Consider the following 16,269-nt stretch of genomic DNA (forward strand, 5'->3'; position numbering starts at 1 on the left):
GGCCGAGTTGACTGCCAGCCACCTCGGCCGCAACGACGCGGCCTCGTCAGGGAGGTTTCTGAAGTGAACACGCGTATGCGTCGTGCCGCCGTTGCCGTGGCCGCTGGTGCGATGGCCGTTTCGCTTGCCGCCTGTGGTAGTGCCAAGGACTCGGGCGGCGACGATTCTTCCTCGTCGTCGCCGGTCAAGAAGGGCGACGACATCAAGGTCGGCCTGCTGCTGCCGGAGAACAAGACCGCGCGCTACGAGAAGTTCGACCGCCCGCAGATCGAGAAGAAGATCAAGGAACTGACGAACAACAAGGCGGAGATCCAGTACAACAACGCCCGCCAGGACGCCAACCTCCAGGCCCAGCAGGTCGACACGATGATCACCAACAAGGTGGACGTGCTCATCCTGGACGCCGTGGACGCCAAGGCCATCCAGAACTCGGTCCAGAAGGCCGTGGACGCGGGCATCAAGGTCGTCGCCTACGACCGTCTGGCCGAGGGCCCGATCAGCGCCTACACCTCGTTCGACAACGTGCAGGTGGGCAAGACCCAGGGCGAGGCCCTGCTGAAGGCCCTGGGCAGCAAGGCCACCAAGTCCTCCAAGGTCGTCATGATCAACGGCTCGGTCACCGACCCGAACGCCAAGCAGTTCAAGGAAGGCGCCCACTCCGTCCTCGACGGCAAGGTCACCGTCGCCAAGGAGTACGACACCAAGGAGTGGTCGCCGGACAACGCCAACTCCGAGATGGAGACGGCGATCTCGGCGATCGGCGCGAAGAACATCGCGGGCGTCTACTCCGCCAACGACGGCATGGCCGGCGGTGCCATCACCGCCCTCAAGGCCGCCGGCGTCTCCGTGCCGGTCACCGGCCAGGACGCCGAACTCGCCGCGGTACAGCGGATCGTCACCGGTGAGCAGTACATGAGCGTCTTCAAGTCCTACCCTCAGGAGGCGCAGATCGCCGCCGAGATGGCGGTCGCGGTCGCCAAGGGCGAGAGCCTCGACTCCATCGCCAAGGACAAGGTCTCCAGCGACAGCGCGAAGGACGTCCCGTCCGTGCTGGTCCCGGTCGTCTCCCTGACCACGGACAACATCAACGAGACGGTCGTCAAGGACGGCTTCTACACCGTCGCCGAGATCTGCACGGCCAAGTACAAGTCGGCCTGCGACAAGATCGGCCTCAGGTAAGCGGTCCCAGGTCCCTTCCCGAGCACGGTGATCCGCCCTTGAATCCCCGTGCGGGACAGGGCTGCTCCAGGCTCCACCGGCGTCCCGCGCCTCAGTCAGCCCCGCAAGCTCGGCGCGGGGCGCCGGATGGAATTCCCCCCCAATTTCTGCACAACCTTCCGCCGGGTCAGGCGGCGAAGGAGATGGTTCACGTGTCCGCTACGCCCGTGCTGGCGTTGCGCGGGGTCTCCAAGCGGTTCGGTGCCGTTCAGGCGCTCACCGACGTAGAGCTTGAGGTCCATGCCGGTGAGGTGGTCGCCCTGGTCGGCGACAACGGCGCCGGAAAGTCCACGCTGGTCAAGACGATCGCCGGCGTGCACCCCATCGATGAAGGCGTCATCGAATGGGACGGCAGGCCCGTCCAGATCAGCCGGCCGCACGACGCCCAGAGCCTGGGCATCGCGACGGTGTACCAGGACCTGGCGCTGTGCGACAACATCGACGTCGTCGGCAACCTCTTCCTGGGCCGCGAACTGAAGCGGCGCGGCGTCCTCGACGAGGTCGAGATGGAGCGCCGCTCCCGCGAGCTGCTCACCACCCTCTCGATCCGCATCCCCAGCGTCCGCATCCCGATCGCCTCGCTCTCCGGCGGTCAACGCCAGACCGTGGCGATCGCCCGGTCGATGCTCGGCGAGCCCAAACTGGTCATCCTCGACGAGCCCACCGCGGCCCTCGGCGTCGAGCAGACGGCCCAGGTCCTCGACCTGGTGGAGCGGCTGCGCGAACGCGGCCTCGCCGTCGTCCTCATCAGCCACAACATGGCCGACGTCAAGGCCGTGGCGGACAAGGTCGCCGTGCTGCGCCTGGGCCGCAACAACGGCGTCTTCGAGGTCAAGACGACCTCGCAGGAAGAGATCATCTCCGCCATCACCGGCGCCACCGACAACGCCGTGACCCGCCGTGCGGCGCGCGCGAACGGGGAGGTTTCCCAGTGAGCATCGACAAGACCTCCGCGATCCCGCAGGACGAGACCGCCGTCGAGAACCCCGAGGCGGCCGCCGCCGCGGTCACCGCGGTCGACCCGCGCCTCCTGGTGCGCGAGCAGGGCCTGGCGGGCTACCTCGGCGAGTTCCGGCGCAAGATGAAGGCCGGTGAACTGGGCTCCCTCCCGGTCGTCATCGGCCTGATCGTCATCTGCATCGTCTTCCAGAGCCTGAACTCCAACTTCCTGTCCGCGCAGAACCTGAGCGACATCACCGTCACGATGGTCGGCACGGGCATGATCTCCGTCGGCATCGTCTTCGTGCTGCTGCTCGGCGAGATCGACCTGTCGGTCGGCTCGGTCAGCGGCGCGGCCAGCGCCCTCGCGGCCGTCCTCGCGGTCAACCAGGGCTGGCCCGAGTGGCTGGCCGTGCTCACCGCCATCGCCGCGGGCCTCGTGATCGGCGCGGCGCACGGCTTCTTCTTCGCGGTGCTCGGCGCCCCCGCGTTCGCCGTGACCCTGGCCGGGCTGCTGTTCTGGCTCGGCTTCATGCTGAAGGTGCTGGGCGAGAACGGCACGATCAACCTCGACGGCGACGGACTGATCGGCAAGCTCACCACGTACTTCTTCTCCGACGTGGCCGCGGCCTACGGTCTTGCCCTCGTCGTGGTCGCCGTGTTCTTCATCACCTCGTTCCTGAGCAACCGCCGCCGCGAGGCCGCGGGCATCCCGTCCCGGCCGCTCAGCGACACGCTGGTGCGCACGGTGCTGCTCGCGGTGGCCTCGTTCGCCGCGGCGTACATGTACAACCAGTACAAGGGCCTGCCGCTGGCCACGGTGATCTTCCTCGCCTTCCTGATCGGCACGGACTTCCTGCTGCGCCGCACCGCCTACGGCCGCAAGATCTTCGCCCTCGGCGGCAGCGTGGAGGCGTCCCGGCGTGCGGGCATCAACGTCACCGCGGTGCGGATCTCCGTCTTCGCCATCTCGGGCGGATTCGCGGCGATCGGCGGTCTGTTCCTGGCGTCGAAGATCGCCTCGGCCAACCAGAGCGCCGGCACCGGCGACCTGCTGATGAACGCGATCGCCGCGGCCGTCATCGGCGGGACCAGCCTCTTCGGCGGGCGGGGGCGCACCTGGAACGCGCTGCTCGGTGTCCTGGTCATCGTGTCGATCCAGTACGGGCTCCAGCTGGAGTCCATCGCCGAGCCGGTGAAGTACATGATCACCGCGGCGGTGTTGCTGACCACCGTGGTCATCGACTCCATCACCCGCAAGACGCAGAAGACGGCTGGCCGCGCGTAGCGCTCCGCTGGGTTTGGCCGTAGTGCGGTGCTGACTGTGCCCGGTGCCTTTGGGGTGCCGGGTGCGGTCGTGTTCGCGCGGGGTTGTTGTTTGTCTGCGGGTGTGTGGGGGGTTGGGTGCGCAGTTCCCCGCGCCCCTGGGGGGTGGCTGTGCCCGCTGGCTTTGGGGTGCTGGGTGCGGTTGTGTTCCGCGGGGTTGTTGTTTGTCTGCGGGTGTGTGGGGGCTCGGCGCGCAGTTCCTGGCGCCCCTGGGGGGGCTGTAGGGGGTGGTTTTGGGGTGCCGGTGCTGTCGCGTTCGCGCGGGGTTGTTGTTTGTCTGCGGGTGTGTTGTGGCTGGGCGCGCAGTTCCTCGCGCCCCTTTCGGGGGCTGTTGTACGTGCCCCTTGGGGGGTGGGTCTGGGGGGAACATTAGACTCGGTGGGCCCGGTAATGCTCGATCAGCTCTACTGCAAGGAGGCACGGGTGCCGCTGCTGACCCGCATCAGGGGACCGCGCGATCTGGACCGGCTCAGCCTGGAGGAGCTGGACCAGCTGGCGCAGGAGATCCGGACCTTCCTCGTGGACGCGGTCGCCAAGACCGGCGGCCACCTCGGGCCCAACCTCGGTGTGGTCGAGCTGACCATCGCCCTGCACCGGGTCTTCGAGTCCCCGAAGGACAAGGTCCTGTGGGACACCGGCCACCAGTCATATGTGCACAAATTGCTCACCGGACGGCGGGACTTCTCCAAGCTGAAGATGAAGGGCGGCCTGTCCGGCTACCCCTCGCAGGCCGAGTCCGAGCACGACGTCATCGAGAACTCGCACGCCTCCACGGTCCTCGGCTGGGCCGACGGCATCGCCAAGGCCAACCAGCAACTGCGGCGCGACAGCCACGTCGCCGCCGTCATCGGTGACGGGGCGCTCACCGGCGGCATGGCCTGGGAGGCCCTCAACAACATCGCCGCCGCCAAGGACCGCCCGCTGGTCATCGTCGTCAACGACAACGAGCGGTCGTACGCGCCGACCATCGGCGGCCTCGCCAACCACCTCGCCACGCTGCGCACGACGGACGGCTACGAGCGTTTCCTGGCCCGCACCAAGGACCTCCTCGGGCGTACCCCGGTCGTCGGCAAGCCGCTGTACGACACGCTCCACGGCGCCAAGAAGGGCCTCAAGGACTTCATCGCGCCGCAGGGCCTGTTCGAGGACCTGGGTCTGAAGTACGTCGGCCCGATCGACGGCCATGACATCGAGGCGCTGGAGTCCGCGCTGTCCCGCGCGAAGCGGTTCGGCGGCCCGGTCATCGTGCACTGCCTCACCGAGAAGGGGCGCGGCTACCAGCCCGCCCTCCAGGACGAGGCCGACCGCTTCCACGCCGTCGGCAAGATCCACCCCGACACCGGCCTGCCGATCGCCAGCTCCGGCGCCGACTGGACCTCGGTCTTCGGCGACGAGATGGTCGAGCTGGGCCGGGAGCGCGAGGACGTCGTCGCCATCACCGCCGCCATGCTCCAGCCCGTCGGCCTGGAGAAGTTCGCCAAGGCCTTCCCGGACCGGGTCTACGACGTCGGCATCGCCGAGCAGCACGGCGCCGTGTCGGCGGCGGGCCTGGCGCACGCCGGGGTGCACCCAGTCTTCGCCGTGTACGCCACCTTCCTCAACCGCGCCTTCGACCAGGTCCTGATGGATGTGGCCCTGCACAAGTGCGGGGTGACCTTCGTACTGGACCGGGCCGGGGTCACCGGCAGCGACGGCGCCTCCCACAACGGCATGTGGGACATGTCGATCCTCCAGGTCGTGCCCGGCCTCAGGCTCGCCGCCCCGCGCGACGCCGACCAGGTGCGCGCCCAGCTGCGGGAGGCCGTCGCGGTCGAGGACGCGCCGACCGTCGTGCGCTTCTCCAAGGGCGCCGTCGGCCCCGCCGTACCCGCCGTGGGCCGCGTCGGCGGCATGGACGTACTGCGCGAGCCCGGCACCGCCACCCCGGACGTGCTGCTGGTCTCCGTCGGCGCGCTCGCGCCGATGTGCCTGGAGATCGCCGGCCTGCTCGACAAGCAGGGCATCTCCACCACCGTCGTCGACCCGCGCTGGGTCAAGCCCGTGGACGAGGCCATGGCGCCGCTCGCCGAACGGCACCGGGTGGTCGTCACCGTCGAGGACAACTCCCGCGTCGGCGGCGTCGGCTCGGCCGTCGCCCAGGCCCTGCGGGACGCGGGCGTCGACATGCCGCTGCGCGACTTCGGTATCCCGCCGCGCTTCCTCGACCACGCCTCGCGCGCCGAGGTCCTGGCCGAGATCGGGCTGACCGCGCCCGACATCGCCCGCCAGGTCACCGGGCTGGTCGCCCGGCTGGACGGCCGCTTCGAGGCGCCCACGGCCGATGTCGACTCTGTGGAGCCGGCCCGCGACTGAGCACCCGGCCGGGCCGGTACCGCCACCGTGAAGAGTGGCGGTACCGGCCCGTTTGCGTGAATGTGCCCGTTGCGGGGCATACGTTCCACGCCCCCTCTCGATCATGTCGAGGATGCCGAGCGTGGGAGGTATGCCGTGAGCAACACCGTCTTCCGGACGAAGAAGGTCGAGCAGTCCATCCGCGACACCGAGGAGCCAGAGCACGCGCTCAAGAAGTCCCTGTCCGCGCTGGACCTGACGGTCTTCGGTGTCGGCGTCATCATCGGCACCGGCATCTTCGTGCTGACCGGCAAGGTGGCCAAGGAGAACGCCGGACCCGCGGTCGCGCTGGCCTTCGTCGCCGCCGGCGTCGTCTGCGCCCTCGCTGCGCTCTGCTACGCCGAGTTCGCCTCCACCCTCCCGGTGGCGGGCTCCGCGTACACCTTCTCGTACGCCTCCCTGGGCGAGCTGCCCGCCTGGATCATCGGCTGGGACCTGGTCCTGGAGCTCGCGCTCGGCACGGCGGTGGTCGCCGTCGGCTGGGCCGGGTACATCCGGGCGCTGCTGGACAACGCGGGCTGGCATCTGCCGGCGTATCTCGGCGGCCGGGAAGGGGCGCACGGCTTCGGCTTCGACATCCTCGCCGCCGCGCTGATCCTGGTGCTCACCGGCATCCTCGTGCTCGGCATGAAGCTGTCCGCCCGGGTCACCCGACTCGTCGTGGCCATCAAGGTGACCGTCGTCCTCGTGGTGATCGTCGCCGGTGCCTTCTTCATCCACGCCGGCAACTACAAGCCGTTCATCCCGAAGCCGGTGCCGGTCGCCGCGGGCGGCGATCTCAAGGCGCCCCTGATCCAGCTGATGGTGGGCTGGGCGCCCGCCAACTTCGGGGTGATGGGCATCTTCACCGCCGCCTCCGTCGTCTTCTTCGCGTTCATCGGCTTCGACGTCGTCGCCACCGCCGCCGAGGAGACCAAGAACCCGCAGCGGGACATGCCGCGCGGCATCCTCGGCTCCCTGTTCGTGTGCACCGTGCTGTACGTGGCGGTGTCCGTCGTCGTCACCGGAATGCAGCACTACAGCCAGCTCTCCATCGACGCCCCGCTCGCCGACGCCTTCAAGGCCACCGGGCACCCGTGGTTCGCCGGGGTCATCAGCTTCGGCGCCGCCGTCGGTCTGACGACGGTCTGCTTGATCCTGCTGCTCGGCCAGACCCGGGTGTTCTTCGCGATGAGCCGCGACGGGCTGCTGCCGCGCTTCTTCTCCCGCGTCCACCCGCGCTTTCGCACCCCGCACCGGCCGACCATCCTGCTCGGCGTGGTCATCGCCGTCGTCGCGGGCTTCACCAGCCTCAGTGAACTCGCCGAGCTGGTGAACATCGGCACACTGTTCGCGTTCGTCGTCGTCGCGGTCGGCGTGGTCATCCTCCGCCACACCCGACCGGATCTGCACCGCGCCTTCCGCACCCCGTGGGTGCCGGTCATCCCCGTGCTGTCCGTCGCCGCCACCCTGTGGCTGATGCTGAACCTGCCCGCCGAGACCTGGCTGCGGTTCGCCGTCTGGATGGTGCTCGGCTTCATCGTCTACTTCCTGTACGGCCGCACCCACAGCCGTCTGGCCCGCGGCGAGGACGCCCCGGCGGCGCCCCCGTCCCGGGGCACACGCGCATGACCGGGAACACACGGTGATCGACCGGCTCGCCGACGCCGTCCCGTATGTCCCGCTTCGATGGAGAGTGCGGGGCCGGATAGCGTGCTCACCATGCTCGCCGCGCCGCTCGCCCCATCACGGTCCGCAACCGTACGGACGGCATACTGGGCGCGGCTGCTGCCGCTGCTGGCGGCGCTCGCCTGCGTCACCCGGGCGCCGTCCTTCGCCCGGCCGCTGTGGAACCCGGACGAGGGCTATCTCGCCGTACAGGCGCGGATGCTGGCGCGCGGCGGGCTGCTGTACGAGACGGTCGTGGACCGCAAACCGCCGCTCGTGCCCTGGCTGTACGAGGGCGCGTTCGCGGTCTTCGGATCGGGTTCGCTGACCCCGGTCCGGGTACTGGCGGTCCTCGCGCAGCTGTGCACCGCGCTGCTGCTGGCCTCCCTGGCCCGGCGCCGCTGGGACGACACCGCGGGCCGCACCGCCGGGGTGCTGTACCTGCTGGTCTCCGTCGGGCTCAATCCCGAGGACGCGCAGGCCGCCACCTTCGAGGTGTTCATACTGCCCTGCACCGCCGCCGCGATGTGGTGCGCGGACCGGCGCCGCTGGGGTGCGGCCGGCGCCGCGGTGGCCTGCGCCTTCCTCGCCAAACAGACCGGCGGGGCGGTGCTGGTGCCGGTGGCGTGGCTGCTGCACCGGTGCGGCGCGCCACCGGGCGGGGTGCTGCGGCTGTCGGCGGGGACCGCGGCGCCGGTGCTGTGCGCGGCCCTCGTCACGGACCCGGCGGGCTTCGTCTTCTGGACCGTCACCGGTTCCGGCGCGTACGCCTCCTTCACCGGTTCCGAACTGCATGTGCTGGCCCGGGCCGTGGCCAACACGGCGATCCTGGCGGTGGCCTGCGCGGGGCTGATCCCGCCGGTGGTCCGGGTGCTGCGGGTGGCGCGCACGGGCGCGAGGGACCTGTGGCTGTGGCTTGGCTCCTCGGCCGCCGCGGTCGCCGTCGGCTTTCACTTCTTCGGCCACTACTACCTGCAACTGACGCCGGCGATCGCCCTGTTGGCGACGGCCGCGCTACAGATCCTGCCGCGGGAGCGGCTGGTGGCGGCGGTCCGCGCCACGGTCTGCTGCTGCGTGCTGTTCCTGGCCTGGGGGTGGCTTGCGCCACGCGCCGACCTCGGGCACGCCCAGCGGCTCGCCGCCGCGGTCGGCGACCGCACGGCGCCCGGCGACCGGGTCCTGGTGTGGGGCATACACCCGGAGACGTACTGGCTCGCCGCGCGCACGCCCGCCAGCCGCTATCTCACCGCCGGACTGCTCACCAACTACAGCGGCGGCCGCAACGGGCCCCAGGTGGGCGAGAAGTACGCCGTCCGGGGCGCCTGGCCGGTCTTCCGGGCGGAACTGGCCGCGCACGCGCCCGCGCTGGTCGTCGACGACTCCCGCGGCAAGCCGTACACCCCCGCCCGGGTACCCAGCCTGCACCGCCTGCTGACCACCGAGTACGAACAGGTCGGCGAGGTGGACGGCGCGGTGCTGTACGCGCGCGTGACGGGGGATTGAGCGGGGACGGCGCCGGGCGCGGTGAAGGGGCCTGCCTCAGGACGCGCGGGGCCCGCTCAGCCCAGTACGGCGCGTGGGCCGGTCACCTCCGCGCCCAACTCCATGACTCGGCGGCGCAGTTCACGGTCGGCCGTGATGACAAGGCGGGGGCGGTGCGGATACCCGGCGACGAGTTCCACCACCCGGTCGTCGCCGCTGCCCGCCGCCGCTTCCACCCGCACCCCGGGCACCGACTCCACGTCGCGCGCGGCGCCCTCCACGACGAGCACGAGTTCCACGGGGGCCGGACGGCCCGGCAGCCCGTCGGCGGCCAGCCGGTCCCGCAGCCGCTCGGCGGCGCCCTTGCGGTCCCGCCACCACCCATCGGGCACCGACCCGACCACGTTCGCCCCGTCGACGACCACGAGCACCGGAGACTCCACGTCCATACTGTCAGGATCCCACGGCCCCCTGACCCGTACGCGCCTGCCCCTCGGGGCGCCGCGCACCGCGATCCGGCCCGGCCGGCGCGCGCGGGGGCGCCGTCGGCCCGGGCGACGCCGACGGGTTCGCCCGTCGGCCTCAGCCGCGCGGGCCCGCGCATCGACCGGTCAGCCGGTTGACAGCCGGGTGACGAGCGGGCTTGCCACTCCGCGCGGACACCACAGGGCCCCGTCGCGCGGTCCCCGGGGCTCGGCCACCGACGGGTGCCGCGCCGTCGTACGCGGCATGAGCGACGAGGGGCGGCGGTGCCTCGCCGGTGCCGGGCCATGGCCGCCGTGCGGGGTTATTCCGCCGCGGGCAACGGCGGTGAGCGGGGCGGGGGTGACCCGGGTGACCGGGGGAGGGCGGCTTAGAGTGAGGTGGTGAACGGCGATTGGCTGATACGTGGCCGAGACGGTCGGCTCAGTGTGTACCTGCTGTCGGACGACGCCGTCCTGTGCCGGGCGGAACGCGGACCGGACGGGCCGTGGGGCGCCCCGCGCAAGGTGGGCGGCGACCAGAAGCTGCACCCCGTCCTCGCCGTGGGACAGGGCCGCGAGGGCTACGCCCACCTGGTCTCCTGGCGCCCCACGGCCAAGGGTGAGTCGGGGCTGGTGCACTCCACCCACTTCCGCCCGCACCTCGCCGCCCTGGACTGGAACCCGATCGGTCACCCGAACAAGAAGGGCCCCCGCACCGGAACGCCCGCGGTCGCCGTCGACGCGCAGGGCCGTGCCCATGTCTTCGTCCGCAACAAGGGCGGCGGCGTGAGCCTGCTCGCCCAGAAGGAGAAGGGCGGCTGGGGCCCCTGGCAGGACCTCAAGGGCCGAGACGTCCAGGATGAACCGGCGGCCGTGACCGGGGAGTCGGGCCGCGTCGAACTGTACGCGGCGGTGCCCGGCGGCATTCTGCACTGGCGCCAGGAGGAGCCGGGCTCCCGGCCCGCCCTGGAGGAGGCGATGCGGACGCCGGTCCGGCCGGGCACGCTGTACGCCCTCGCCACGTCGCCCGACGCCACGACCCTCTTCTACACGGACGACTCCGGCCGGCTGTGCGCCTGGCGCCCCGGCGGCACGCCCGTCGCCGTCCTGCCGTCCGCCGGTCCGGGCCCGGTCCGCGCGGTCCGCTGTGAACTCGACGGCCATGACTGCACCTTGATGGCCCAGCGCTCGGCCGGTGGCCGCATCGCCTTCGCCGCCTATCCGACGGAGCAGGAGTCGGCGGGCGCCTGGTGGACCGAGTCCGGTCCGCACCTGCCGGCGGACGCCGCGGTGTCCCTCGCGACGGACGAACGGGGCAGGCTGAGTGCGGCGACGTTGTCCCCGTCCACCGGGCGGCTGCTGCTGACCCGTCGCAAGGCCGAACCGGGCCTCGCCCTTGAGGCGTGGCGGGGCGTCTAGGCGTGTTTCGAAAGTAGCGTGTCCGCCCGGAGGGCGGGGCCCGCGGCGTCTGGTGCGGTGCATCGCAAGGCGGAGGGTCGTCCGCGTACTGGGCGTACGCGGATGATCCCGACAACGCGGCGTGGGGGCACCTCCCGGCCGAAGGCTGGGTGAGTGCCGTGCCAGACGCCGCGGGCCAGACGGGACTTTCGGTACACGCCCTGGGTACGGGCGGTGCGGTGGCGGCGGGCGTGTGGCGGAACGGCGGGTGCCCGCACCCCGGGCGGGGGTGCGGGCACCCGGAACGGCCGGGCGTTCCGCTACGCCGGGACGCTTGCCACGCCCGGTGCCAGGAACCGCTTGCCGTTGACGCGCTCGGAGACGCCCTCGCGGTCCAGGTACGGCGTGATGCCGCCCAGGTGGAAGGGCCAGCCGGCACCCGTGATGAGGCAGAGGTCGATGTCCTGGGCCTCGGCGACGACGCCCTCGTCGAGCATGAGCCCGATCTCCTGCGCCACCGCGTCCAGCACCCGGGCCCGCACCTGATCCTCCGTCAGCACGACATCGCCCTGCTTCAGGAGCGCGGCGACCTCGGGGTCCAGCTCCGGCTTGCCGCTGTCGTGGACGTAGAAGCCGCGCTTGCCGGCCTTGACGACGGCCGCGAGGTTCGCGGAGACCGTGAAGCGGTCCGGGAACGCCTTGTTGAGGGTCTCCGCGACATGCAGGCCGATCGCCGGGCCGACCAGCTCCAGGAGGACGAGCGGCGACATCGGCAGCCCCAGCGGCTCCACCGCCTTCTCCGCGACCTCGACCGGCGTGCCCGCGTCGATGACGTTCAGGATCTCACCCATGAAGCGGGTGAGGATGCGGTTGACGACGAACGCCGGGGCGTCCTTGACCAGGACCGCGGTCTTCTTCAGCTTCTTGGCCACGGCAAAGGCGGTCGCCAGCGACGCGTCGTCCGTCCGCTCGCCGCGCACGATCTCCAGCAGCGGCAGGACCGCGACCGGGTTGAAGAAGTGGAAGCCCACGACCCGTTCGGGGTGCTTCAGCTTCGACGCCATCTCCGTGACGGACAGCGAGGAGGTGTTGGTGGCGAGGACGGCGTGCTCCGGGGCGACCGCCTCGACCTCCGCGAACACCTGCTGCTTGACGCCGATCTCCTCGAACACCGCCTCGATGACGAAGTCGGCGTCCGCGAAGCCCGCCGCCTTGTCCAGGACTCCGGTGACCAGCGCCTTGAGCCGGTTGGCCTTGTCCTCGTCGATGCGGCCCTTGCCGAGCAGCTTGTCGATCTCGCCGTGGACGTAGCCCACGCCCTTGTCGACGCGCTCCTGGTCGATGTCCGTGAGCACGACGGGCACTTCGAGACGGCGCAGGAAGAGCAGGGCGAGCTGCGAGGCCATCAGTCCGGCGCCCACGACACCGACCTTGGTGACCGGACGGGCCAGGCTCTTGTCGGGGGCGCCCGCCGGGCGCTTGCCGCGCTTTTGCACCAGGTTGAACGCGTAGATACCGGCCCGCAGTTCGCCGCCCATGATCAGGTCGGCGAGCGCCCGGTCCTCGGCGTCGAAGCCCTCCTGGAGGTCGCCGTTCTTGGCGGCGGCGATGATGTCGAGGGCGCGGTAGGCGGCCGGCGCCGCGCCGTGCACCTTGCCCTCGGCGAGGAAGCGGCCCCTGGCGACGGCCTGGTCCCAGGCGTCGCCGCGGTCGATCACCGGGCGCTCCACCTCGATATCGCCCTTGATCACCTGGGCCGTCCAGACCAGAGACCGCTCCAGGAAGTCGGCGCCCTCGAAGATCGCGTCGGCGATGCCCAGGTCGAAGACCTGCCGGCCCTTCAGCTGCTTGTTCTGGTTGAGGCTGTTCTCGATGATGACCGAGACCGCCTTGTCGGCGCCGATCAGGTTCGGCAGCAGGGTGCAGCCGCCCCAGCCCGGCACGAGGCCCAGGAACACCTCGGGCAGCGAGAAGGCGGGCAGGGCCTGGGACACCGTGCGGTAGGAGCAGTGCAGGCCGACCTCGACGCCGCCGCCCATGGCGGCTCCGTTGTAGTAGGCGAAGGTCGGCACCGCGAGGTGGGCGAGGCGCTTGAACACCTCATGGCCGCCCCTGCCGATGGCGAGCGCGTCCTCGTGCCTGGTCAGCAGCTCGATGCCCTTGAGGTCGGCGCCGACCGCGAAGACGAACGGCTTGCCGGTGATGCCGACGCCGACGATCTCGCCGTCCGCGGCCTCCTTGCCGACCTGGTCGATCGCGGTGTTCAGGTTCGCCAGAGAGGCCGGGCCGAAGGTGGTCGGCCTGGTGTGGTCCAGGCCGTTGTCCAGCGTGATCAGCGCGAAACGGCCGGCGCCGGACGGCAGGTCGAGGTGGCGCACGTGCGCCTGCGTGACGACCTCGTCGGGGAACAGCTCGGCCGCACCCTTCAACAGATCCGCGGTGGTGCTCACTTGTCCCCCTCGAAGTGCGGGTTCTCCCAGACGACGGTGGCGCCCATGCCGAAGCCGACGCACATGGTGGTCAGGCCGTAGCGGACGTGCGGCTGCTCCTCGAACTGGCGGGCCAGCTGCGTCATCAGCCGGACGCCGGAGGAGGCCAGCGGGTGGCCGAAGGCGATGGCGCCGCCGTACTGGTTGACGCGCTCGTCGTCGTCCGCGATGCCGTAGTGGTCGAGGAAGGCCAGGACCTGGACGGCGAAGGCCTCGTTGATCTCGAACAGGCCGATGTCGGAGATGGACAGGCCCGCCTTGGCGAGGGCCTTCTCGGTGGCCGGGATCGGGCCGTAGCCCATGACCTCCGGCTCGACGCCCACGAAGGCGTAGGAGACCAGGCGCATCCTGACCGGCAGATCGTGCTCGCGGGCGAAGTCCTCCGCGGCGATGATCGAGGCGGTGGCGCCGTCGTTCAGTCCGGCCGCGTTGCCGGCGGTGACCCGGCCGTGCACCCGGAACGGAGTCTTCAGGCTCGCCAGGTTCTCCAGCGTGGTGCCGGGGCGCATCGGCTCGTCGGCGGTGACCAGACCCCAGCCGGTCTCGCCTGCGTCCGGGGTGGTGCGGCGCACCGAGATCGGCACCAGGTCCTGCTGGATCCGGCCGTTGGCGTACGCCTTGGCGGCCTTTTCCTGCGAGCGCACCGCGTACGCGTCGGCGCGCCGCTTGGTCAGGTGCGGGAAACGGTCGTGCAGGTTCTCCGCGGTCATGCCCATGAACAGGGCGGACTCGTCGACCAGCTTCTCGGAGACGAAGCGCGGGTTCGGGTCCACGCCCTCGCCCATCGGGTGGCGGCCCATGTGCTCCACACCGCCGGCGATGACGGCGTCGTACGCGCCGAAGGCGATCGAACCGGCGGTGGTGGTGACGGCGGTCAGCGCGCCGGCGCACATCCGGTCGATCGAGTAGCCGGGCACGGACTGGGGGAGACCGGCGAGGATGCCGGCCGTACGGCCCAGGGTCAGCCCCTGGTCGCCGATCTGCGTGGTCGCGGCGATGGCGACGTCGTCGATCCGCTTCGGGTCCAGACCGGGGTTGCGGCGCAGCAGCTCCCGGATCGCCTTGACGACGAGGTCGTCGGCGCGGGTCTCGTGGTAGATGCCCTTCGGACCCGCCTTGCCGAACGGGGTGCGGACGCCGTCGACGAAGACGACGTCCCTGACGGTACGAGGCACGATGGCTCTCCTCCAGGGTGCGGGATGGCACTGCCGCGCGACGCTGAGCGTGCGCTCAGAGCCCATGCTACTTATCAGTAACGTGACTGCCCAGTCCCGCAGGCTACAGCGGTGAAGGTCACACGTTCGGCGGCGCCATGGACCGTTCCGCCCCAGGATCTTGGCGCGATCTCGACGTCCCTGTTCCCGGCGTTCCTGGCATTCCCGCCGCTCCTGGCACTCCCGGCCTTCTGGGCACTCCCGCCGCTCCCGGCCTTCCCGGCCTTCCCGGCGTCCCCGGGGCGCGACCGGACGAGCCGCACCCGGCGGCTAGGGCGGCCCTAGGAGGGGCCCTGGCCGGTCTCCGCCGCTCCGGCCGAGAGCGCGGCCACGAGCGCGGGAGTCACCTGCTCGATCTGCCACGGTCTCGCCCCGTACCCGGCGAGGACCGCGGCCACGGAGTCCTCGCCGGCGGGCTTGGGCGGCTCCCAGCACAGCCGCCGCACGGTGTCCGGTGCGATCAGGTTCTCCTGCGGCAGTCCGAGCCGTTCGGCCAGTGCCGAGACCGCGGCGCGGGCTGCGGACAGCCGGGCGGCGGCGGCCGGGTCCTTGTCGGCCCAGGCCCGCGGCGGGGGCGGCCCGGTGACCGGCTGCCCCGGCTGCGGCAGCGCGACCTCGGCCAGCGCCCTGGCCCGGTCCACCGCGGCCTGCCACTGCTCCAGCTGGCGCCGCCCGGTCCGATGGCCGAATCCGTTCAGTGCCGCGAGCGCGTGCACGGTGCCCGGCAGGGCGAGCGCCGCCTCCACGATGGCCGCGTCGCTGAGTACCTTGCCCGGCGAGACGTCCCGCCGCTGGGCGATCCGGTCCCGCGTCTGCCACAGCTCGCGCACCACGGCGAGCTGGCGCCGGCGCCGCACCTTGTGCATGCCGGACGTGCGCCGCCAGGGCTCCTTACGGGGCTCGGGCGGCGGCGCCGAGGCGATCGCGGCGAACTCCTGCAGCGCCCAGTCCAGCTTGCCCTGCCGGTCCAGCTCCTTCTCCAGCGCGTCACGCAGGTCGACGAGCAGTTCCACATCCAGGGCGGCGTAGCGCAGCCACGGATCGGGCAGCGGCCGGGTCGACCAGTCGACGGCCGAGTGGCCCTTCTCCAGGACGAAGCCGAGGACGCCCTCGACCATCGCGCCGAGTCCGACCCGCGGGAACCCGGCGAGCCGGCCGGCCAGCTCCGTGTCGAACAGGCGGCTGGGCACCATGCCTATGTCACGCAGGCACGGCAGGTCCTGGGTGGCGGCGTGCAGCACCCACTCGGCGCCGGCCAGCGCCTCGCCGAGCCCGGACAGGTCGGGGCAGGCGACCGGGTCGATCAGCGCGGTCCCCGCGCCCGCGCGGCGCAGCTGCACCAGATAGGCCCGCTGGCCGTAGCGGTAGCCGGAGGCGCGCTCGGCGTCGACGGCGACGGGGCCGGAGCCCGCGGCGAACGCGGCGACCGTCGCGGCCAGCGCCGACTCGTCGGCGATCACGGGAGGAACGCCCTCACGCGGTTCGAGCAAAGGGATCGGCGCCCCCGCCGCAGTAGATCCGCCGTCGTCCGGAGGGGTCTCTCCGGTGGTGCGCAGTGGCATGTCTGCTGCGGTCTCTTGGGCGTCGGTCACCTGTCAAGGGTATCCGTGTATCGAAGGCGCCCCGCGGCGGGCCCGTGCGGGGGCGGGCGCCGGGGGGGCGGAAAAAAATAACGGCGGGTGGGAGCCCAAGGAACCCACA

The 16,269-nt window shown here is 71.4% G+C and carries 11 protein-coding genes; 7 read left to right on the top strand and 4 right to left on the bottom strand.

Annotation, left to right across the window (positions count from 1 at the left end; all coding sequences use genetic code 11):
* Positions 1–75: 75 nt before the first annotated feature.
* The 6 genes from ABT245_RS02490 (at position 76) to ABT245_RS02515 (ending at position 9,024) form a co-directional block, all read left to right on the top strand.
* Entirely contained in the window at positions 76–1,179 is a 1,104-nt protein-coding gene (locus ABT245_RS02490) for a substrate-binding domain-containing protein (protein ID WP_351728216.1), read from the top strand.
* Between the two features lie 182 nt (positions 1,180–1,361).
* A complete protein-coding gene (locus ABT245_RS02495) occupies positions 1,362–2,153 on the top strand; it encodes an ATP-binding cassette domain-containing protein (protein WP_351727848.1) in 792 nt (263 codons plus the stop codon).
* Entirely contained in the window at positions 2,150–3,445 is a 1,296-nt protein-coding gene (locus ABT245_RS02500) for a sugar ABC transporter permease (RefSeq protein WP_351727849.1), read from the top strand. The genes ABT245_RS02495 and ABT245_RS02500 overlap by 4 nt, the downstream gene beginning before the upstream one ends.
* A gap of 461 nt (positions 3,446–3,906) precedes the next feature.
* On the top strand, positions 3,907–5,835 hold the full coding sequence (gene dxs / locus ABT245_RS02505; protein ID WP_351728218.1) for a 1-deoxy-D-xylulose-5-phosphate synthase: 1,929 nt from the start codon (positions 3,907–3,909) through the stop codon (positions 5,833–5,835).
* A 135-nt stretch (positions 5,836–5,970) separates the two neighbouring features.
* Positions 5,971–7,485: an amino acid permease gene (locus ABT245_RS02510; protein ID WP_351727851.1), complete on the top strand. Its 1,515-nt coding sequence runs from the start codon at positions 5,971–5,973 to the stop codon at positions 7,483–7,485.
* 90 nt (positions 7,486–7,575) lie between these two features.
* Positions 7,576–9,024 carry an ArnT family glycosyltransferase gene (locus tag ABT245_RS02515; RefSeq protein WP_351727852.1) on the top strand — a complete coding sequence of 483 codons (1,449 nt, stop codon included), beginning with the start codon at positions 7,576–7,578 and terminating at the stop codon, positions 9,022–9,024.
* 56 nt (positions 9,025–9,080) lie between these two features.
* On the opposite strand, the gene ABT245_RS02520 is transcribed toward ABT245_RS02515, so the two are convergent.
* On the bottom strand, positions 9,081–9,452 hold the full coding sequence (locus ABT245_RS02520; RefSeq protein WP_351727854.1) for a PIN domain-containing protein: 372 nt from the start codon (positions 9,450–9,452) through the stop codon (positions 9,081–9,083).
* A gap of 417 nt (positions 9,453–9,869) precedes the next feature.
* Between ABT245_RS02520 and ABT245_RS02525 the strand changes: the two genes are divergently transcribed.
* Positions 9,870–10,886 carry a PLL family lectin gene (locus ABT245_RS02525; RefSeq protein WP_351727855.1) on the top strand — a complete coding sequence of 339 codons (1,017 nt, stop codon included), beginning with the start codon at positions 9,870–9,872 and terminating at the stop codon, positions 10,884–10,886.
* Between the two features lie 299 nt (positions 10,887–11,185).
* On the opposite strand, the gene ABT245_RS02530 is transcribed toward ABT245_RS02525, so the two are convergent.
* The 3 genes from ABT245_RS02530 to ABT245_RS02540 form a co-directional block, all read right to left on the bottom strand.
* The gene (locus tag ABT245_RS02530) at positions 11,186–13,315 is read right to left on the bottom strand and encodes a 3-hydroxyacyl-CoA dehydrogenase NAD-binding domain-containing protein (protein WP_351727857.1); all 2,130 of its coding nucleotides are present in this window, start codon (positions 13,313–13,315) and stop codon (positions 11,186–11,188) included.
* Entirely contained in the window at positions 13,312–14,529 is a 1,218-nt protein-coding gene (locus ABT245_RS02535) for a thiolase family protein (protein ID WP_351727858.1), read from the bottom strand. The genes ABT245_RS02530 and ABT245_RS02535 overlap by 4 nt, the downstream gene beginning before the upstream one ends.
* Positions 14,530–14,849: 320 nt before the next feature.
* Positions 14,850–16,160 carry an HRDC domain-containing protein gene (locus ABT245_RS02540; protein WP_351727860.1) on the bottom strand — a complete coding sequence of 437 codons (1,311 nt, stop codon included), beginning with the start codon at positions 16,158–16,160 and terminating at the stop codon, positions 14,850–14,852.
* Positions 16,161–16,269: the final 109 nt, after the last annotated feature.

It is taken from the genome of Streptomyces sp. NPDC001508 (assembly GCF_040298665.1).
GTDB lineage: Bacteria > Actinomycetota > Actinomycetes > Streptomycetales > Streptomycetaceae > Streptomyces.